This window comes from Pseudolactococcus raffinolactis NBRC 100932, assembly GCF_001591765.1.
Classification (GTDB): domain Bacteria; phylum Bacillota; class Bacilli; order Lactobacillales; family Streptococcaceae; genus Pseudolactococcus; species Pseudolactococcus raffinolactis.
Genome location: NZ_BCVN01000011.1, coordinates 26247 through 46517, shown reverse-complemented (window position 1 = coordinate 46517; position 20271 = coordinate 26247). Strand labels below are relative to the sequence as shown.

Annotated in this window: 17 protein-coding genes and 5 tRNA genes; 6 read left to right on the top strand and 16 right to left on the bottom strand. The window is 37.7% G+C overall.

Annotation, left to right across the window (positions count from 1 at the left end; translation table 11 throughout):
- Positions 1-28: 28 nt before the first annotated feature.
- From LRA01S_RS05280 to LRA01S_RS05205, 16 genes are all read right to left on the bottom strand, one after another.
- Positions 29-101: transfer RNA gene (locus LRA01S_RS05280), tRNA-Phe, on the bottom strand.
- 43 nt (positions 102-144) lie between these two features.
- Positions 145-217: transfer RNA gene (locus tag LRA01S_RS05275), tRNA-Asp, on the bottom strand.
- A gap of 14 nt (positions 218-231) precedes the next feature.
- Positions 232-305, bottom strand: a tRNA-Met gene (locus tag LRA01S_RS05270).
- 33 nt (positions 306-338) lie between these two features.
- Positions 339-428, bottom strand: a tRNA-Ser gene (locus LRA01S_RS05265).
- Between the two features lie 8 nt (positions 429-436).
- Positions 437-508 (bottom strand) — tRNA-Glu (locus tag LRA01S_RS05260).
- Positions 509-646: 138 nt separating this feature from the next.
- Positions 647-1351 carry a LysM peptidoglycan-binding domain-containing protein gene (locus LRA01S_RS05255; RefSeq protein ID WP_157738500.1) on the bottom strand — a complete coding sequence of 235 codons (705 nt, stop codon included), beginning with the start codon at positions 1349-1351 and terminating at the stop codon, positions 647-649.
- 152 nt (positions 1352-1503) lie between these two features.
- Positions 1504-3384, bottom strand: coding sequence for an acyltransferase family protein (locus tag LRA01S_RS05250; protein ID WP_061774570.1), 1881 nt, complete (start codon positions 3382-3384; stop codon positions 1504-1506).
- On the bottom strand, positions 3381-4112 hold the full coding sequence (locus LRA01S_RS05245) for an MORN repeat-containing protein (protein ID WP_061774569.1): 732 nt from the start codon (positions 4110-4112) through the stop codon (positions 3381-3383). The genes LRA01S_RS05250 and LRA01S_RS05245 overlap by 4 nt, the downstream gene beginning before the upstream one ends.
- 80 nt (positions 4113-4192) lie before the next feature.
- Positions 4193-6235 carry an ATP-dependent zinc metalloprotease FtsH gene (gene ftsH, locus LRA01S_RS05240; RefSeq protein WP_061774568.1) on the bottom strand — a complete coding sequence of 681 codons (2043 nt, stop codon included), beginning with the start codon at positions 6233-6235 and terminating at the stop codon, positions 4193-4195.
- Positions 6236-6383: 148 nt separating this feature from the next.
- Positions 6384-6932, bottom strand: coding sequence for a hypoxanthine phosphoribosyltransferase (gene hpt, locus LRA01S_RS05235; RefSeq protein ID WP_061774567.1), 549 nt, complete (start codon positions 6930-6932; stop codon positions 6384-6386).
- Between the two features lie 9 nt (positions 6933-6941).
- Positions 6942-8180 (bottom strand): tRNA lysidine(34) synthetase TilS, encoded by a 1239-nt coding sequence (gene tilS / locus LRA01S_RS05230; protein ID WP_061774566.1) that lies wholly within the window; start codon positions 8178-8180, stop codon positions 6942-6944.
- Complete coding sequence (locus LRA01S_RS05225) at positions 8177-9499, bottom strand: serine hydrolase (RefSeq protein WP_061774565.1); 1323 nt, start codon at positions 9497-9499, stop codon at positions 8177-8179. The genes tilS and LRA01S_RS05225 overlap by 4 nt, the downstream gene beginning before the upstream one ends.
- A complete protein-coding gene (locus tag LRA01S_RS05220; RefSeq protein ID WP_061774564.1) occupies positions 9477-10916 on the bottom strand; it encodes a 4-hydroxyphenylacetate 3-hydroxylase N-terminal domain-containing protein in 1440 nt (479 codons plus the stop codon). Before LRA01S_RS05220 ends, LRA01S_RS05225 begins: the two co-directional genes overlap by 23 nt.
- Positions 10916-11245 (bottom strand): S1 domain-containing protein, encoded by a 330-nt coding sequence (locus tag LRA01S_RS05215; protein ID WP_061774563.1) that lies wholly within the window; start codon positions 11243-11245, stop codon positions 10916-10918. The genes LRA01S_RS05220 and LRA01S_RS05215 overlap by 1 nt, the downstream gene beginning before the upstream one ends.
- Complete coding sequence (locus LRA01S_RS05210; protein WP_061774562.1) at positions 11242-11628, bottom strand: FtsB family cell division protein; 387 nt, start codon at positions 11626-11628, stop codon at positions 11242-11244. The genes LRA01S_RS05215 and LRA01S_RS05210 overlap by 4 nt, the downstream gene beginning before the upstream one ends.
- Positions 11629-11735: 107 nt before the next feature.
- Complete coding sequence (locus LRA01S_RS05205; RefSeq protein ID WP_061774561.1) at positions 11736-11996, bottom strand: RNA-binding S4 domain-containing protein; 261 nt, start codon at positions 11994-11996, stop codon at positions 11736-11738.
- A 317-nt stretch (positions 11997-12313) separates the two neighbouring features.
- On the opposite strand from LRA01S_RS05205, the gene LRA01S_RS05200 reads away from it, so the two are divergent.
- From LRA01S_RS05200 to LRA01S_RS05175, 6 genes are all read left to right on the top strand, one after another.
- Positions 12314-13186 (top strand): WxL protein host-binding domain-containing protein, encoded by an 873-nt coding sequence (locus LRA01S_RS05200; protein ID WP_061774560.1) that lies wholly within the window; start codon positions 12314-12316, stop codon positions 13184-13186.
- 103 nt (positions 13187-13289) lie between these two features.
- Complete coding sequence (locus LRA01S_RS05195; RefSeq protein ID WP_061774559.1) at positions 13290-13484, top strand: DUF951 domain-containing protein; 195 nt, start codon at positions 13290-13292, stop codon at positions 13482-13484.
- Between the two features lie 50 nt (positions 13485-13534).
- Entirely contained in the window at positions 13535-14650 is a 1116-nt protein-coding gene (gene ychF, locus LRA01S_RS05190) for a redox-regulated ATPase YchF (RefSeq protein ID WP_061774558.1), read from the top strand.
- A gap of 108 nt (positions 14651-14758) precedes the next feature.
- Positions 14759-15328 (top strand): aminoacyl-tRNA hydrolase, encoded by a 570-nt coding sequence (pth, locus tag LRA01S_RS05185; protein ID WP_061774557.1) that lies wholly within the window; start codon positions 14759-14761, stop codon positions 15326-15328.
- A complete protein-coding gene (gene mfd / locus LRA01S_RS05180; protein WP_061774556.1) occupies positions 15325-18825 on the top strand; it encodes a transcription-repair coupling factor in 3501 nt (1166 codons plus the stop codon). Before pth ends, mfd begins: the two co-directional genes overlap by 4 nt.
- Entirely contained in the window at positions 18794-20260 is a 1467-nt protein-coding gene (locus tag LRA01S_RS05175) for an oligosaccharide flippase family protein (RefSeq protein WP_082785396.1), read from the top strand. Before mfd ends, LRA01S_RS05175 begins: the two co-directional genes overlap by 32 nt.
- The last annotated feature ends 11 nt before the right edge of the window (positions 20261-20271 follow it).

Here is a 20271-nt window from a genome sequence, read left to right as displayed (position 1 = left end):
TTAAGATTCATTATGGTTGACCATAATATGGCGCGAGACGGAATCGAACCGCCGACACATGGAGCTTCAATCCATTGCTCTACCAACTGAGCTACCGAGCCAAAGTATTTATTAACAATTAAGATACCCTATGAATATCCTAAACGGTCCCGACGGGAATTGAACCCGCGATCTTCGCCGTGACAGGGCGACGTGATAACCGCTACACTACGGGACCTACTGATTTGATGATTGCGGGAGCAGGATTTGAACCTACGACCTTCGGGTTATGAGCCCGACGAGCTACCGAGCTGCTCCATCCCGCGATAATGTTATTTTAGGAACTCGTCGTTTCCTAAAGGAGGATTAGGGATTCGAACCCTAGCACGCTTTTACACGCCTGACGGTTTTCAAGACCGTTCCCTTCAGCCAGACTTGGGTAATCCTCCATAAAAAATAGTCCGTACGGGATTCGAACCCGTGATACCGCCGTGAAAAGGCGGTGTCTTAACCCCTTGACCAACGGACCAGGGTTTGAACTGTTTGAGATGTCTCAATCAGCAACAAAAATAATTATATCTTATTAATTCTATTCCGTCAAGCATTTTTTCAAAAAAAGTTGAAAAATTTTATTATTGCTTTTTTAAATTGACGTCAAACTCTTTTATTATAGGGCCCAATGTGTCATGCCACCATGATTGAAAAGATAAACTGCACCTTCAATTTGTGATTGTACATCACCATCATAACCAGGATAGCTTGGTGCTAATTGGAAAAGACCGTAATACCCAAGTGAATTTTTGATAGTAGGAATCCAACCGCTCTCCCGTGAAATGATATAATCCCATTGACTAGCATCCACTCCTGTACGCGTTTGAAGTTGTGTCAAAACATAGGTACGATCTTCATCTGATAAGCCTCCTGCAGCGACTTTATTCCCGTTGTTGATTGAAACATCTTGTGTTTTGAGGACTTCATCAGTGTCTAAAGACACATTTGTTTCTTCTTTGACAACATAAGATTTCGTAAACGCTAACACTTGACCGACATAAATCGCTTCAGATGACGTCAACTCATTTTGTTGCATAATAGATGTCATACTAATCTGAAATTGATTAGCAATCGTACTGAGCGAATCTCCTTCTTGAACGGTGTAGTTAACCTGGTCACTTACTTCCTTGGACTTAACTGGTTCTACTTGTACAGCATGATCTAAGTTGGAAGTTGCTGGTTTAGAGCTAACATTCGAAGTCACAGCAATCATCTTATTCTGTGACAGATTCTCTGTTTTGGAACTCGTCGTATCTGCTTGGGTAATGCGTTCATTCCCTAGGACGAGAAAAACTGAAATACCGAATGTTAGACCTAACATTCCGATAAGACTTAAAATTGTGAAAATTATTTTATGTGTTTTTTTGAAATTGTTTTTTTTATATTTTCGCATACTAATTAATTCTAACATTAATTCATAGCAAAAAAAGCCTTGTTACAGACTTTTCATATTTTTGTTATCTTTTCGTAACTTTACGGTTTGCCTTTTGATTTGGCAACTTGATTCAAACTTTGAGATAGGAGATTGAGATAGTCTACTGCAACATCTTGTTTACCTGCGAAGTGAATCTTATCGGCCCATAGACGATTACCCTGCGGTTCAATGTAGTTCGCCCAATCTGCTACTGATATCCATTTATAATTATCGGAAAGTGATTTTAGATATGTGTTGAAGTCGTTTAGAGCAACTTTATTTTTTCCATCATATGGGGTGACAAATACTAATCGAGTTCCTTTAGGAGCACTATCAATAATTTTTTGAACATCTGCTGTCATATCATTGGTCATATTCGCACCAGCAGAAATAACAACATATTTGCCAATCGTTCCAGCTTTAACACGTTTTTCAAATGAACGATAGATACTATCCAAATTCAAGCCAACCTGAGCCTCAACATCTGCATCGGGTAAAATTGTTGATAGGTAAGGCACGACACCCACCATCACAGAATCACCCAAAACAGTCTGTGAACTGTTTAAAATCTTATCTGATAATGATGTACTTTGCTTCAGTCGCATATCTGCACTCGTATTAAAACCAGCTGCCGGATTATACCAGCTTGTGTTGGCATTAATATTATTACCGACATCATAGAGATTCTGACTCAATTGACCTTTGTGTTCAAGAGACACCAAGGCTTCACTAATCGCTGCCTCATGAAGACTTTGCTCTGTCTTGGAAAGCGCAGGCGCAGTTAAAACGACACCAAGTCCTACCAAACCTAACACACACAATCCCGCAAAAAACGGCTTACTCATCAACCATGACGCAGGTTGCTTACCATGGAGATAGGGTTCAACACCATAATAGACCGCAATTGATGCTGCAAATGAAATAATAAAACTCAAGAGACCCGCCAACAAAACTTGAGGTACAAAATGAGAAACGATTAACCAAACCGGCCAGTGAAACAGATAAATACTATAAGAAGTGTCCGCAAGTACTGTCAAAATTTTCGGTTCAGGATGGTCTGTCCGTTCATGCAAAATTCTAAATTGAACAATTAAAATAGCTGTTAAAATACTCGTTAGGATCAGATTAGTTCTAATGGTCCAACTGCTCTCAAATTTACCAAATAAACTGAGGGTCAACAAAATGCAGATTGGAATACCTGTCCAGAGTAACATTTTTTTAATCGGGTATACTGCAAAATGCGCTTTTTGTTTCTCACTAATCCGAACGCCAACAATAGTTGCAACTACTACGCCGATAAAAAATGGATAAGCGTGACTGGCAAAAGCAAAATAGCTATAACTTAAATATTTGGGATCAAAAGTCACTTGGAGATAGATAATAGAAGCAACACTTGAAAGTATAGCAAATACAAACACAACAAAACGCGTTTGACTCAACAATTTTTTACCCGTAAAGCCTCGTTTTTTTAACAAAAAAACTAAAACAAACAACAGGGCACCCCAAATCAGATAAAAAAGAAATTCTAAAGAGAGGGTCCATGTATGGATATATAACTGTGGTGTTTGTTGTGCTTCATATGATAAGCCAGACTGAATTTCAAAACGATTGGTCACAAAGCCAATAGCGGCTGCGACTTGCTTAGCTAGATTAGCTCGAAAATCAGACGGCAAAAGTAAGGTGAAAGGCAATGTCGTCAGGATCATGATAACCAACGGGGGGGAAATCCTGATAAACCGGCGTTTATAATAGGTCAATAGTGTAAAGCTATTTGATTTTTCAAGCTCGATGAAAAAGAGAGCGGTAATCAAATATCCTGAAAACACAAAGAAAATATCAACGCCGATAAAGCCACCTGGGAAAGATTTAACAAAAAAGTGATAGCCCAAAACCGTCACAAGACCCAATACTCGAATCAAGGAGAACCATTTAATTTTCATTTTTCAAGTTCCCCCATCTTAAAGATACCAGTGATTGGTTCCCCCACAATTGGTGTGTAGGTCCCCTGACCATCTGGCAAACCATTCTTCCAAGACCCCTCATAGCTCGCACCATTGGCAAAATGCATCTTGCCTTGCCAAATTCCCGCAAACCGCCAAGACCCATCATAGGTAAACACGGTACCATTATACACATATTGGCCTGCTGCTTGACGAACGACTGACTTGTCAGCTAAGGTGATCGTTACTGCGTTATCTTTTTCTGTAACAACATAGCCATTATTTTTGGTATAGGTCATAGGTCCAACCATTTTACCTGACTTGAATTGAGCTTTTAACATGTTTCCAGAACTGTCAGTAATCGTTGCATCGCCTGAAAAACGTCCATTATTCATACCACCTTGGTAAGTAAACTTTTGATCCAAGGATTTTTGAGTCACTTGTCGTGTTAGACTGAAATCACCTAAAGCATAAATTTGAGCAACAATAATGACAAAAAGGCTGACCAAAATTGTCAACGTCATTTTTTTTATTTTAATTTTGGGCGTTTTTCGAGCTGACAACGATGCCTCAACATCATTTTGAGACAAAGGATTCTCTGGAAATTCAGAAGTCTCCAAAATCTCTATCGCATCAGTAACTTCCGAACCACTCGTCATTATTGCTTCTTGCTCAAAACGACGTTTGGCTTCAAGTTCTGCCAATTTTTCTTTGAATGTTTGAGCCAATTTATGCTACTTCCCTCAGTTTATTATCTAATATTATATCATAAATCATAAAAAATCAGGCGATCAGGCCTGATTTTTCATCAATTATCTTGGTTCTCAATTTTGTTTAAATCATCATCTAAATTGTCAACTTTTGGTTCGTTGACTGCTTTTAATGTTTGTTCAAAATCTGCTGGTTCAGTCGCCTCAAATTCAAATACTGTATCAGAAGGCATTTGACCTGTTTCAAATAAAGATTTGATTTGACGTGCATCCAAAGTCTCATGTTCAAGCAAAGCAAGTGCAATCGCCTTATGTTGCTCACGATGGCTTTCAATGATTTGACGTGCAGTTTCATGGGCTTCATTAATGATGCTACGTACTTCTTCATCAATGGCTTGTGCTGTATACTCACTGTAGCCTTTGGTTTGACCGTAGTCACGTCCAATAAAGACAGCTTGTGAATTACCTTCAAGTGTTACTGTACCGAGTCGTTCAGACATACCATACTGTGTCACCATGCCACGCGCCAATTGTGTCGCTTGCTCAAAGTCATTCGAAGCACCTGTTGTAATCGCGTTAAAAATGATTTCTTCAGCAGTTCGACCACCCATAAGACCAGCCAGACGTTCTTGCATATCTTCTTTAGAAAGTAAGAATTGGTCTTCTTTTGGCAAGGAAATCATGTACCCACCAGCACGACCACGTGGTACGATTGTTACCTTGTGGACAAAGCTGGCGTTTGAGAGAACAAGACCAACGATTGTATGTCCCGCTTCGTGGTAAGCCACCATTTCACGTTCACGCTCAGAAATCCGTTTGTCTTTCTTAGCTGGACCTGCAATCACGCGATCTTCTGCCTCATCAATATCAGAGGCATCAATCACAGACTTGTTACGTCTTGCAGCAACGAGCGCTGCTTCATTAAGGACATTTTCCAAATCCGCACCAACGAAACCAGGTGTTTGTTGGGCAACAACTTTCAAATCAACGTCAGCAGCCAAAGGTTTATTTTTAGCATGGACTTTCAGTACCGCTTCACGACCTTTAACATCCGGTGCCCCAACGAGCACTTTACGGTCAAAACGACCTGGACGTAACAAGGCTGGATCGAGCACATCAGAACGGTTAGTCGCCGCAATGACAATCACAGCATCGTTACTTTCGTTAAACCCATCCATCTCGACTAGGAGTTGGTTAAGAGTTTGTTCCCGTTCATCATTACCACCACCCATGCCGGCGCCACGTTGGCGACCGACAGCATCAATCTCATCGATAAAGACGATAGCTGGGGCGTTCTTTTTAGCATTTTCAAAGAGGTCACGAACACGTGAGGCACCGACACCGACAAACATTTCCACAAAATCTGAACCAGAAATTGAGAAAAATGGTACCGCAGCTTCACCAGCAACAGCTTTGGCAAGCAAGGTTTTACCAGTTCCTGGAGGGCCTTCAAGAAGGACACCAGCCGGAATACGTGCGCCTAAATCATGATACTTCTTAGGGTTTTTCAGGAAATCAACAACTTCAACAAGTTCTTGTTTCTCTTCATCAGCACCTGCAACATCAGCAAAGCGCACTTTTACAGTTTTCTTATCCTGCTCTTTGGCACGTGATTTACCGAAACTCATCGGATTTCCGCCACCATTAGCACCGCCACCTCGCATGCCGCCCATCATCATGTAAAGGAAACCAATCATGAGTAGAAGAGGTAGCCAAGATCCTAAAAGTGTCAACCAGACGCCATTTGAAGCTTCCGGTTTAACAGATACTTTGACTTTTTCTTTGTCTGCAATTTTTTGCAGCTCGCTAATCGTAGTATCTGTTGGTAAAATCAAGCTTGTGAATCTTTTGACTTCAGCCGGTTTATTGGCAATTAAAGAAAAATTTGTTTTCGCTTTAACTTTTTCAGCTTTTTTATACTCCCCACTGACCGAAATCAGCGATGAAGACGGTTGATAAGAGAACTCTTTTATGTCACCAGCTTCTAGTTTCTTAACTAGTGTTGTATAGCTGATTTTATCTACTGTTTCATTGCCAACACCCTTGAAAAAATATTGGAATCCGACAACCGCAATGATTACCATGATTACCCATAAGAAGGAGTTTTTTATGAAACCACTGTTTTTATTTTTATTATTCATAGAATCCTTGTCTAAATTTTGTTTTATATCAGATATTATGACAAATTTTTCCAAAAATGTCTATTATAAACGTCAGGTTTGGTCAATATCAGCCTTAAGGCTGATATAAAATCTTTTATTTCAAATAACTATCCAAACCAAATACTCTTTAAGCTTCAGTTTGATAAATTTCTTCTTTAAGAATACCGATATATGGCAGATTACGATAATGTTCATCATAATCCAGACCAAAACCAACTAGAAACTCATTAGGTAAGGTAAACCCAACATAATCAGCTTCAATATCAACTACACGGCCTTCAGGTTTATCAACTAATGTGACAATCTTAACTGATTTTGCTTTACGATGTAAAAGCAACTCTTTCAAATACAAGAGCGTCCGTCCTGTGTCGATAATATCTTCAACAATCACAATATCACGACCTTCAACGGACGTATCCAAATCCTTGATCATTTTGACTTCACCAGATGAAGATGTCCCACCATGATAACTTGATACAACCATGAAATCCATCTCAATATGCGCATCAATCCGTTTTGTCAATTCCGCGAAAAAGGGAACTGAACCTTTCAAGATAGCTACCATTAATGGATTTTTATCTGCATATACCGCTGTTAAAATTTGGCCTAATTCTTTTGATTTAGCACAAATCTCTTCTTCGCTTACTAAAATTCTCTCAATCGTTTTCTCTAACATTCTGTCTTCTTATCTCTTTTCCCTATAATAAAGTGTTCTTTTCATTTTATCATGTTTCAATGATTTACTCAAATCCGCAGTCACAACATCTAATACCCCATAAACCACGTTCTCCACAACAACTAAAGGATTACCGCGTTTTTTAAGCGCAACTTTATTGTCAATAAAATAACGCCTAAGTTTTTTATCGATTCCATTAACTTGAATCCGATCTCCAGGCTGACGTTTTCTGATGACAATTTGTCCAGTAGCAGGCAAATCAATCTCTTGAAAATCTCCCCTAGGATAGGGTGTTAACGCTGTCTCAAACTCTGTTGCTTTAGATCTTTCTTCAATATAAAAATGGTAGCGGTCTTTGATAAAGCTGTAATCATTTGATACGGCATGGAAATATTGCCCCTCACGCCTAATAATATGTAATAATTCATTAAATTGAGCTTTTGAAACTTCTAGAGCTGGAAATTTAGCGATATAGTTCTGTAAAATAAAATACTGTAAATTATCAATCTCTCGCGAAAATTCAATCAAGTCTATTTTTTCAGCAGTTGCGTACGCACGAGCACTATACATTACAATTGACATCGCCTTTTGAATCTCATCCGTCAAACTAGCCAGATTTTCTGAAAATCGTGGATTTTCTTTTTCAAATGCCGGTAAATAGAGGTTACGTACCCGATTCCTCAAATAATCATTCTCTGCATTAGAAGCATCTTCAAAATACTCAGTGGCATCAAATTCGGACTTTTCGAAAGTTAAAAGCGGCCGTATCAAAGATTTACTCTGAGACCCCTCGCCAAAAGCTTGAACTGCCTGCATCCCAATCAAGTGACGCAATCGTGAACCACGAATTTGACGAATCAAGAAATTTTCCGTCAAATCATCCTTATGATGCGCGGTCACTAAAGCTGTCAAATGATGTTCTGTCATAATCCTTTCGAAAAAACCATAACGAAAATGGCGTGCTTTTTCTTCTGAAAATGAACCGACATAATGGGTAGAATAAAAAGAGATCCCTAAGTCAGCCATCTTTTCTTGCAAGACTTTTTCTTCATGATCAGACACTGCGCGCTGCTTGTGGTTAATATGCGCAACTGACAAGGAAATATTAAGCAACTCCTTGGCTTGGTAAAGCCAATTAAAAAGTGTCATGGAATCTAGGCCACCTGATAAAGCAACTAAAACTTCTTGGTGTTGATCAAAATAATGCTCCTTATCAACTATATTTATAAATTTCTCGTAAGGCGTCATTTCATTACCTCATAGACAGCTTGGGAAATATTGGCCAATTCTTCATTATCAGCATCGTTGTTTGTTTCAATCACTAGGATATAAGGCTCTGACGTAAAAATGAGAGCAGCATCATGGTTAAACTCATCTGCTGTACCGATTTTGTGAGCCACTTGAACCGATTTTGGGAGTTTAGCAGGAATCCGTTCTGTATCATAATCCGTACCAATCAAGGCATTATAACCAGCCCCTCCTTCATGGTAGAGTGCTTCTAGTATGCGACCAACCATTTCAGATGATGCTTCCCGTTCAATTGGGTTCCAAGGTTGTCCTGCAATTTTGGTAATTTCGGACTGATAGTTTTCAGAAAATCTATCAGTTTCATAGTAAGCTAGCATATTGCTTGCCACATTATCCGAGTCCTTTGCTGTCCGATTAATCAAATCTAATAAACTATATGATTGATAATCTGCTGTTTTAGGCAGGAAACCTGTGCCTTCTGTTTTAAAGGCACCATTCCACCCATTAACTAATTCATTGTAGTCTAGGCTATCCCCCAAACTAGCGTTACCTAGATTGATCTGTTTTTGTGTCCAATAGAGAATTGGTAATTTACTTAAACTTGCTGAATACATTTTTTGTGTTTGATTGACACCAGCCGTAAATTCGCTGTCAAGTTGTTTGACAAATATTGAATAGCCAGTTTGTTGATACTTTTGAGTTAACAAAGTTTGAACTTGATCCAACTTAGGATTTTTCAAAGTCGCAGACTCGCTATTTATCCAACCTGTTTTACCACCATCAAAAACTATTTGATAATAACTCCCCCAATTTGTTGTTGCCTTTTTTGTGGCGTAGACTTTATTATTACTCTTTGTCAATCTACTATAAACTTGATTGTCGAAAGTTGTCAACGGTGTGTAAAGTATGTCCGCATCTTGTGTTATGTATAGCGTTTGATTTATCTCTTCTGTTGTCAAAACAACATCAGATCCAATCTCATTTTTATTATTCGACACAAAAGTCCCATCCGATAATTTCAGTGCCTGTGCGCTTAAACCACTCAACGTTAACTGAGTTTTTCCAGAAATTTTTTTAGCTTTAGTTTTCAGATCAGCATCTGTATAACTCTGAACCTCTTTTAATGTAACTGCTCGTTTAGGTAATTCCGACCATCTAGGCAACTTGGCATTGTCTGATAGTAACTTCGGTGTGTAGGTTTGCGAACTAACAATATCTGTTTTCTCAGGAAACGTGAAAAAGGCCGGTACGACCATCGTCGCAAAAACCAGCCATTGTAACACAAGATAAATTTTCTTATTTCTTACCATGTCTTGCATTATCTAAAACCTTATCAATCATCTCATTTGCTTGTGTTAAATCAGTGTGTTTGAGATGTTGTAAATGAATAAACATCGGATTACCACCATGTAAAAACTCATACACACGTTGACGCTGTCCAAAAGACTCACTCGTAATATCCCATGCAAGATTTAATAACAGCATCCGCTCCTCTGCGGATATCAAATCACTGGTCAATGCAGATTCTAGCATCTCAGCAATGTTTGGATTGCTAAACTCACGAAAATCTGGGACACCAACTGCTGAACCTGCTGAGAATTCAGCAATGACCCGTAAAGCTTCATCATAGTAAGTCGTCAATTTGGCGCGTACAGCAAGTAAGGTTTGCATATTGGGTGTGAATACACCCTTTTGCATCTTACCTGTAACTTCACTAGCAACGATACAAGACCGAATTAACTCCAAATTAACTGACAATTCTCCTAACTTTTCTTGAACACGCTGAAAGCCAAACAAGCCTAGTTGTTTAGCAAGTCGAACAGCAATCCCTGTCACAAACTCTAACTTAACAAAACCACGAACTTCATCTTGATGTGCCGTATGATTAAATAAACCACTTGCTTCAAAAAAAGCATTGGATTGTGCAACGTTGCCACAAACAAACAAGGCTTCATTGGGTACAAAAACATCATCAAAAAGAAGAAAGGCATCCATCTCATCAAAGGCCTGAGACAACGGATAGTCTGCAAGAGAATAGTCTGACTTCATCGTCGGTTTGCGACAGATGACTTTAACACCTGGTGTAGCAATAGGTAGAGCAAAAGCCAAGGCGAATTTCTGATCCACTGATTTTAAGTCAGGAAGGTTAAAAATAAGTAGCTCATCAGCAAGTGGCGCAAGGGTATTAACTTGTTTTGCTCCCCTAACTATCACACCATCTTCTCGCGTTTCTTTGATCCAAACACCAGCAAATTCCTGTCCTTCATCCAGTAATTGGGATAACGTTTTTTGACGATCTAATTGTGGATTTTGGATGGCATGACTCACAAAAACATCATCAAATTTAACACGATTAACCCAATTTTTGGCATTGAAAGCAAAATCAATTTTACCTTGAGTTCCTAAATCATCTGCATAATTTCCTAAAACAGCGACACCGGCATTAATAAAATCCGGAGTCCGTCCCAACATACCATAAGATTCGCGTGCAACTTCTTCGTAAATCTGACGCTTCTTAGCTAAATCTTTAACAGTTTTAGGCGCTAAAAACATCACAGAAGCTTCAATCCCATTACTAAAAAAAGTATGATTTTTATTTTCGGTTTGCAAGTCGTAATAGCGTTGAATGACAGCTAACGTTTTAGAAAAGACGTACTCGCTTGCCATGTCAACGACACGATGACCATTAAGATAAACCTCTCGTCCGTCATTAAGTTGTCCGTTTTTTGTCGTCATTACTTGCTCCCTTTTTGATTTTGATCGCGCAATACTTGCAAAATCTCCCCAGTTCTAGCAAGTATTTTGTCATATTTTTCACGAAAGTCTTCCGGTGTTAAGATTAAATCAATTTTACCATCAGCATGAATCTCTTTCACTGTAACCATCAAGGAATCATTCCTCTGAATTTTTTCTTCTCTAGGAACATCCGACCACCGTAACAAACCAGTTACAAGAAGTTCATCCTGTAAATTTTCATAATAGGTCTGATCTGCTTGTGATAACTCGGAAGCTAAAAATGTGACAAATAACCCAAATCGAGAAATAGATTTAACGCGACCTATCATTTCATTTTTGTGACGCCACCGTCTGACAATTCTGGAATCAAAAATACTTTTTCACCATCTTTTGAATAGTATCTCAGGCGTGCATACTTTTCTATAAAAATAGGATCTTTAAGTTTAACAATATCAGCTTTCTCAATAGCTAATTGTTTGTCTAAAGCATCTGATTTTTTTTCGTATTCTGCTTTCAATTCCAAACGACTTTGCAATGTTTGATACGATTTAACAAGGTTAATTGTCGGTAAAATCATAACCAAAATGACAGCTACCAAAATTAAACCTAAATAACGTCGTTTCGGTACCTGTTTATTATTTGTTTGAATCCGGTTCAATTGTTGTGCTGTAAACTCATTATTTAATCGGACAATTTTCTTTTGATTTGCCATGATATACCCTCTATCCTACAGATAACCTTTCACATCTTCGGTTAGTCTGTAGTAACATAATTTGATTATCTTAGATTTTATAACGACTGACATTAATCTAAAACAGTTTAAGAATTCACACGTGTTTCTGACAAGATTTCATACATCTTGTCCGCATCTTCTTTTTTAGTAGAATCTTTTATATCAAGAACTCGGACTTCTAAAATTTTATTACCAAAAGTAATCGTTAAGATATCCTGATATTTAACATCTGAAGAACTTTTTGCCAGAATACCATTCAGTTTAATACGTCCTTTATCCGCAACTTCTTTAGCTACTGTTCGACGCTTAATAATTCGTGAAACTTTTAAATATTTGTCTAATCTCATGCCCTCTATTATACCATAAAACCGGCTAGCTTGTACACCTATTGAAATTCAGAAAGAACAATTCATTTCAATTAAGTGACAAGGACTATTTTTAATTAAATAATAATGTCTCATTTTTTTGCATAAGATTTCTTAAACGTCTTCAAATGTGATATAATTAAAGTTAAGATGTAATTTTAATAACGATTGAAACTGTTTCTTTTTCCCTAGAATGTTAAGTAAACCAGCTTTTTATATCTATTTAAAATAACTTATCATCTAAATATTACTCCTAAAAAAAAGGGAAATATGAAAAAATACTAACATCTATAATCGTAATGGTAAGTTTATTTGCCACCAAAACTGCTGCTGATACCATTGATTTCACTGTCACTCCCATTCTAGAAGGGGAGCAGACAATGACAAATCAAACTATTTCTGCCAAATATCATGCACAGCAAGCACTGCACTTTAATTTAAAAAACAATTCTGAAAATAGTATTGACATTGACATTAAAACAGCTATTCCTGATCTTGATAATAATGGCAATCAAATCTTTTCCGATTGTAATACTTTTTTAAAGGCACCATCAACGGTGACAATACCTCCAAACGGTAACCAGGATATCACGATTAATTATAAAACAGAAGCTTTTAAAAAAGACTTTGATGGTGAAATTGCCAATGCCATTCTTTTTTGTCAGGGTGAACAAGAGCTTAATTACATCGTTAATGTCCGAAAAAATGATAATATAGATACTGAAAATATTATCATTGAAAAATCTGAAGCCACAACGCTAAACAAAAAATGCTTCATTCGAATTCTGATAAAAAATGACAGCAATGCCTGGCTAAATAATGTTGTAATTGAGAGTCGTCTAGTAGACCAAGCAACTACAAAACCTGACTCACATCAATTTAGCCGCATTGCACCCAATAGTAAAATTGAAATTTTGATTCCTGTTCCTGAAAAATTCAAAGCTGGTACATACCTCACCATGACTTCCGTTCAAACGGTTCGTCGAACATGGCACCTAGAAAGTCAATTTAAACTCACAGCCTCAAAAATCGATTTGCTAAACGGTATAGAACAGCCCATTCACAAAGGTCAGCACTCAAAAACTTTTTTCTATGTCAGTATTCTTTTTATCTTACTTGTCTTGACAATTATCTTCCAATTTCGTTTCATTCAAAAACACAATCGGATATAGCATCCGACGTATTATCACCACAACCATTGGCAACAGATGGTTGTTTTTTTGCGGTTATTTTGTTAGAATGTAGTGAAAATGTTTCATTGTGATGGAGGTGTCAATGTACGAGTTAGGTGATTTTGTCGAAATGAAGAAACCGCACGCTTGTGTCGTTAAGTCAACAGGGAAAAAAGCCAATCACTGGGAAATTGTAAGGTTGGGCGCTGACATCAAGATCCGTTGCACCAATTGTGACCATATCGTCTTAATGACACGAAATGATTTTAATCAAAAATTAAAAAAAATACTGGACTAAGAAAGGAAATTGAACTGTTTATTTATCAATAACAGTTCAACATCTAAATTATGGCTTTAACAGCAGGCATCGTTGGTTTACCAAACGTTGGGAAATCAACTCTTTTTAATGCAATCACACAGGCAGGAGCAGAAGCAGCCAACTATCCTTTTGCAACTATCGACCCCAATGTTGGGACGGTCGAAGTCCCAGATGAGCGTCTCACTAAAATTACTGAACTAATCAAACCTAAAAAAACAATACCAACAACATTTGAATTTACCGATATCGCTGGAATCGTTAAAGGTGCCTCTAAAGGTGAGGGATTGGGTAATAAGTTTTTAGCAAACATTCGCGAAGTAGATGCCATCGTTCACGTCGTTCGTGCCTTTGACGATGAAAATGTCATGCGTGAGCAAGGACGTGAAAGTGACTTTGTTGATCCAATAGCTGACATTGATACCATCAACTTAGAATTGATTTTAGCAGATTTAGAATCCGTCAACAAACGTTATGCACGCGTTGAAAAAATTGCACGTACGCAAAAAGACAAAGATGCAATATTAGAATTCAAGGTTTTAGAAAAAATCAAACCCGTCCTTGAAGCAGGCAAGTCAGCGCGAACAGTTGACTTCGAAGAGGATGAATTAAAAGTTGTCAAATCACTCTTTTTATTAACAACTAAGCCTGTTTTATATGTGGCAAATGTTTCAGAAGATGAAGTTGGCGAACCTGACAATATCGATTATGTTAAACAAATCCGTGATTTTGCAGCAACGGAAAACGCTGATACAGTCGTCATCTCAGCACGTGTTGAGGAAGAAATCGCTGAACTTGAAGATGATGAAAAAGCAGAATTTTTGGAAGCTATCGGCCTAACGGAATCAGGTGTCGACAAGTTGACACAAGTTGCCTATCATTTACTCGGACTTGGCACTTACTTTACAGCTGGTGAAAAAGAAGTTCGTGCTTGGACCTTCAAACGTGGCATTAAAGCACCTGGAGCTGCAGGGATTATTCATTCTGATTTTGAAAAAGGTTTCATTCGTGCTGTCACTATGTCCTATGATGATTTGATTAAGTATGGCTCTGAAAAAGCAGTAAAAGAAGCAGGACGTCTACGTGAAGAAGGAAAAGAATACGTTGTCCAAGATGGAGACATCTTAGAATTTCGTTTTAATGTATAATTTAAATAATCAAGAAGCTGAAATATTAATTTCAGTCTTTTTTGACGTTTACACACTGATCAACCGTCAGTAAATATTTTGTAAACATAGTGTAAAAGGAGTGTCAATATGACAAAAATGATAGTAGGGCTGGGAAACCCTGGTGACAAATATGCCCACACCAAACATAATATAGGATTTGATGTTTTAGACCTTTTAGCCGAACGTTTAAACCTCACATTTAAACGTGATAAAACGTTCATTGCAGATACAGCAGCTGGTTTTGTGAATAACGAAAAGATAATCCTAGTTAAGCCTGTGACTTTCATGAATGAATCAGGCAAGGCAGTTAAACCACTTATAGCCTACAACGGTTTAACAGTAGAAGACTTGGTGGTCATTTATGACGATCTCGATATGGCAACAGGGAAATTACGACTACGCCAAAAAGGCTCAGCAGGTGGTCATAATGGTATCAAATCACTCATCGCCCATCTAGGTAATCAAGAATTTAAACGCATCAAAGTTGGCATTGGTCGACCTAAACATGGGATGTCTGTGGTCAATCATGTCTTAGGACGATTTGATCAAGAAGATAAGGCTGATGCTGAACTGGGCATTGTGCGTGCTGCTGATGCTGTCCAAACTTTCATTGAAAATAATGATTTTAATCAGACTGGAAACCAATTTAACGGATGAAACTTACAGATTTACTTGCCAATAACCGTGCGTTAACACAATGGCAACGTGGACTCAACCAAAATTCACGTACTCTATTCACAGGCATCCAGGGCACCATCAAAACACTATTGATGGCAACAGCTTTCGATAATCAACCTGATAAATATGTCATCATCACAGATAATCAATATCATGCCAGTGAGTTATATAGTGATTTATCAGAATTTGTTGGTGAAGCTAAAGTCTTTCAATATTTTTCTGATGATAATATTTTTGCTGAATATGCGATTGCTAGTAAAGAACGACTCGCTTATCGCTTAGATGCTCTTTCTTTCTTACAAGACAAAGAAGCGGATGGTTTTCTAATCATCCCGATTTTTGCTTTACGCAATTTTCTTCCAGATCCAGCTGTTTTTAAAACATTTAACCTCTTATTTACAGTAGGTCAAGAATTTGATACTGAAGAACTTGTCAATCAGTTGTCAACAATCGGCTTTGACAAGACACAACGTGTTATGAGCCCAGGCGAATTCTCTAAGCGAGGGGATATTCTTGATATCTATCCTTTAGATGCTGAAAATCCAGTCAGGGTTGAGTTTTTTGGTGACGAAATTGATGGTATCAGATATTTCGATGTTGAAAGCCAACGTTCTTTACAAGAACTTGACACGATAGTCATTAAACCATCCTCAGATTTCGTATTAAGCCCTGCTGATTTTGAACGTGGTGTTAACTACTTGTCAAGTCTAACTGATTTAGAGGATAAACAAAGTTCTTATTTGGCTGAAATTATTGGTGCAGCAAAACACCAAAATTACCACGCTGAACTTAGAAAGTTTAGTGAGTTTTTCTACGAAAAACAATGGACCTTACTGGATTATTTACCTAAACATACACCAATTTTCATTGATGATTTTCAGAAAATCAACGAAATGGACCATAAAATTACGCAAGAAACTGCAGAGTTCATTTTGTCAGAAAAATTACTCAGTCGTTCTATTGACGGTATGCACTATTTAGCGGATAACAGTCACCACTTGCGTACCTATAAACCTGCAACTTATTTCTCAAACTTTCAAAAAGGGTTAGGTAATCTCAAATTTGATCTTTTACATAATTTTAATCAGCATAGTATGCAGGCATTTTTTGGTCAAATGCCTATGCTTGAAGTTGAATTAGCGCACTTTATCAAAACAGATTACACTGTTGTCCTTGCCGTGTCAAAAGAAAAAGAAGCTAAGTTGACACAAGGATTACAAGAAATCAACATATCGTTTACACTGACACAAGCTGATCAACTTCAATCTAAAGTTGTCAACATTGTCAACCTTAACCTAACTAATGGCTTTAATTTGCTTGATGAAAAGATAGCCGTCATTACTGAAACTGAGATCTTTGGAAAAACAAAAAAACGTCGAACTAAGCGCTTAAATATTACCAATGCGGAACGACTTCAAGATTACAATGAATTAGAAGTAGGTGATTATGTTGTCCATCAAACACATGGGATTGGTAAGTATCTTGGCCTTGAAACGATTGAAATTTCTGGTATTCATCGTGATTATTTAACCATTCAATATCAAAATAATGACACGATTTCAATTCCTGTGGATCAGGTTGAGTTACTCACTAAGTACACAGCAGGTGAAGGCAAACCACCCAAAATCAATAAACTGAATGATGGCCGTTGGAAACGAACTGTCAACTCTGTTAGCAAGCAAATTGAAGATATTTCAGAAGACTTGATTAAACTTTATGCGATTCGTGAGAGTCAACGCGGCTTTGCTTTTTCAGCTGATGATGACAATCAACATGAATTTGATGATGCCTTTGCCTATACTGAAACCGATGACCAACTTCGTTCAGTCATTGAAATTAAAAAAGACATGGAACGTGAGCGTCCAATGGATCGTTTATTAGTCGGTGACGTTGGTTTTGGTAAGACAGAAGTTGCCATGCGGGCAGCATTTAAAGCCATTAACGATCATAAACAAGTTGCTATTTTAGTACCAACAACTGTCTTAGCAGAACAACACTATAATAACTTTCGTGAACGATTTAATGATTTTGGTGTCAACATCGCAGTCATGTCACGTTTTCAAACTAAAAAAGAGCAAGCTGAAATTATAGAGAAGTTAAAAAAAGATCGGATCGATTTAGTCATTGGCACCCATCGTCTGCTTTCAAAAGATGTCACATTTTTCGATCTCGGTTTGATGATTATTGATGAAGAACAGCGTTTTGGTGTCAAGCATAAAGAACGCTTGAAAGAGCTGAAAACACAAGTGGATGTTTTGACATTGACAGCAACACCCATTCCTCGAACACTCCATATGTCGATGATGGGCATCCGTGATTTGTCGGTCATTGAAACACCACCGACTAACCGTTATCCCGTTCAGACCTATGTCATGGAAACTAACTATAGTGTGCTTCGAGATGCTGTCTTGCGTGAAATGTCACGTGGTGGACAAGTCTTTTACGTTTACAATCGTGTTGACACCATTGAACAAAAGGTATCACAAATTTCTGAACTGATTCCTGAAGCTCGCGTTGGTTACATTCATGGGCAGCTAAGTGAAGTGCAACTTGAAAATACCTTGCTTGACTTTATCAATGGTGAATACGATGTACTTGTCGCAACGACAATTATTGAAACGGGTGTGGATATTCCAAACGCCAATACCTTATTTGTCGAAAACGCAGACCATATGGGATTATCACAACTCTATCAGCTTCGGGGACGAGTAGGACGATCAAATCGAGTCGCCTATGCTTATTTTACTTATCAACCAGACAAATCACTTTCTGATGTCTCTGAAAAACGCCTTGATGCCATTAAAGGTTTTACTGAATTAGGCTCCGGTTTTAAAATTGCAATGCGAGATTTGTCAATTCGAGGTGCTGGTAATCTCTTAGGCGCAGAACAATCTGGTTTTATTGATTCAATTGGATTTGACTTGTATTCACAATTGTTAGAAGAAGCAGTCAATAAACGTTTAGGCAAATCAAGAAAAACACGAAAAGCTAATACTGAAATTAATCTTGAAATCGATGCTTTTCTGCCATCAGATTACATTTCGGATCAACGGCAAAAAATTGAAATCTATAAACGGATCCGTGAAATTGAAAGTCGCACATATTATCAAGATTTACAGGATGAGTTGATTGACAGATTTGGAGAATATCCAGATACTGTGGCTTACCTACTTGAAATCGGCCTATTAAAATATTTTGCTGATCATGCATTCGTTGACAAGATTGACAAGCAAATGGCAACTATTGTTTACACAATGAGTAAAGCTGCCACTCATACATTTATGTCACAAGATTATTTTGATGCCTTATCCAAAACACAGATTAAGGCCAAAATTGGCGAAACAGCTGGCCAAATGGTGATTCGTTTTGATATTAGAAACTTATCAGCGTCCGCCTACCTTTCAGAAATAATGTCCTTTACTGAACGTTTGAGTGAGATTAGAGATGAGAAAAACAATGAAAAAACTGGCCTTTAAAGGGGCAGGTGTTCTAGCGCTTGCTGGATTTTTATCTAAAATCCTTGCTGCACTTTATCGCTTTCCTTATCAAAATTTAGTAGGAGATCAAGGCTTTTATGCTTTCCAACAAGTCTATCCTTTTTATTCCATCATTACCACACTCTCATTAATAGCCTTGCCAAATTTTTTGTCTAGCTTAATTCATGCTTCTGATCAACCAGAAGAAGAAACACATCAATTTTTTCAGCTTTCCCTTATTCTTTCTGTCTTAAGTTTCCTAGTTTTGTCACTATTGTGTCAACCTATTGCAAGTTTAATGGGACAAGAAAAACTAGCTGGTCCATTACTGATGGCAATTTTGCCACTTCTATTAGTGCCATTTCTATCTTTATATCGAGGTAGAGCTCAAGCAAAACAAGATATGGTGACAACTGCTACCTCTCAAGTCATTGAACAATCTGTACGTGTTGTCTTAATTATCTGCGCTGCCCTGTTGTTTACACGACTATCAACAAATGTCTACACGATTTCTTTCTTAGCTATGCTCGGCTCATTTATTGGTGGCCTAGTTGCACTTGTCTACCTCATGTTTTCAAGTCCCTTTAAGTTTCAAGGCTTGTTTACAAACTTTACAGCATTAAAACCTAAGGGTCAAATCATTCAAAAATTTGGCATGTCCTCTCTTGTTTTTACCTTTTTTATGATTTATATGCTGATTTTACAAATGATTGATGTTTTCTTTGTAAAAAATGCTTTGATGCATCTGCCACAAATCAAGACATCTAATCAGGCTGAAATTTTGAAAGGCATTTATGATCGAGGTCAACCTTTCTTACAATTAGGCTTAGTTTTTACAACCTCTATTTTGACAGATAGTCTCCCTAAGCTGACTAAAGCAGGACGCATTTCCAAGAAAATTTGGAACAATGTGACTTACTTAGCCATCGCTTTGACTGTTGGCCTTGTCATTTTACTTCCAGAAATGAATGATGTTCTCTTTAAAAGTCATGACCATGTCCTAAGTTTACAAATTTTTGTATGTCAAATCCCTCTCATTTCAATGATCCAACTTTATCACCATGATCTATTCTTGGCTGGTAAAAATAAAATATCGGGATTGATTCTATTAAGTGGATTAGGTATTAAAATACTGAGTGTCTATCCATTAACGGTTTCCTACGGTTTGAACGGTGCTGCTTTATCTAATCTCATCAGTTTATGCCTTGTCCTCATTTTGTATAGTCTTTACAGCAAAAAATTTCCGAGTCAATTATGCAATCTTCGTTTTTGGCTGGCAATTTTGATGATGGTAGCTGTCGTTCTGATAGCTCGTCAATTTTTTATGGTGAGTGGCCGAGGCCTCGAACTTTTGAAGCTAATTATTTTAAGTGGCGTAGGTGCTGCTACCTTTTTCAAAGTCTTTCAGATGAAACCGAGAGATTTCTTAGACTAAAAAGCACAAGA

Excerpts from the sequence above, each read along its gene's own strand:
- LRA01S_RS05255 (WP_157738500.1), bottom strand. The coding sequence starts at position 1,351 with ATGTTAGGTCTAACATTCGGTATTTCAGTTTTTCTCGTCCTAGGGAAT.
- LRA01S_RS05250 (WP_061774570.1), bottom strand. The coding sequence starts at position 3,384 with ATGAAAATTAAATGGTTCTCCTTGATTCGAGTATTGGGTCTTGTGACG.
- ftsH (WP_061774568.1), bottom strand. The coding sequence starts at position 6,235 with ATGAATAATAAAAATAAAAACAGTGGTTTCATAAAAAACTCCTTCTTA.
- hpt (WP_061774567.1), bottom strand. The coding sequence starts at position 6,932 with ATGTTAGAGAAAACGATTGAGAGAATTTTAGTAAGCGAAGAAGAGATT.
- tilS (WP_061774566.1), bottom strand. The coding sequence starts at position 8,180 with ATGACGCCTTACGAGAAATTTATAAATATAGTTGATAAGGAGCATTAT.
- LRA01S_RS05225 (WP_061774565.1), bottom strand. The coding sequence starts at position 9,499 with ATGCAAGACATGGTAAGAAATAAGAAAATTTATCTTGTGTTACAATGG.
- LRA01S_RS05220 (WP_061774564.1), bottom strand. The coding sequence starts at position 10,916 with ATGACGACAAAAAACGGACAACTTAATGACGGACGAGAGGTTTATCTT.
- LRA01S_RS05215 (WP_061774563.1), bottom strand. The coding sequence starts at position 11,245 with ATGATAGGTCGCGTTAAATCTATTTCTCGATTTGGGTTATTTGTCACA.
- LRA01S_RS05210 (WP_061774562.1), bottom strand. The coding sequence starts at position 11,628 with ATGGCAAATCAAAAGAAAATTGTCCGATTAAATAATGAGTTTACAGCA.
- LRA01S_RS05205 (WP_061774561.1), bottom strand. The coding sequence starts at position 11,996 with ATGAGATTAGACAAATATTTAAAAGTTTCACGAATTATTAAGCGTCGA.
- LRA01S_RS05200 (WP_061774560.1), top strand. The coding sequence starts at position 12,314 with ATGGTAAGTTTATTTGCCACCAAAACTGCTGCTGATACCATTGATTTC.
- LRA01S_RS05195 (WP_061774559.1), top strand. The coding sequence starts at position 13,290 with ATGTACGAGTTAGGTGATTTTGTCGAAATGAAGAAACCGCACGCTTGT.
- ychF (WP_061774558.1), top strand. The coding sequence starts at position 13,535 with ATGGCTTTAACAGCAGGCATCGTTGGTTTACCAAACGTTGGGAAATCA.
- pth (WP_061774557.1), top strand. The coding sequence starts at position 14,759 with ATGACAAAAATGATAGTAGGGCTGGGAAACCCTGGTGACAAATATGCC.
- mfd (WP_061774556.1), top strand. The coding sequence starts at position 15,325 with ATGAAACTTACAGATTTACTTGCCAATAACCGTGCGTTAACACAATGG.
- LRA01S_RS05175 (WP_082785396.1), top strand. The coding sequence starts at position 18,794 with ATGAGAAAAACAATGAAAAAACTGGCCTTTAAAGGGGCAGGTGTTCTA.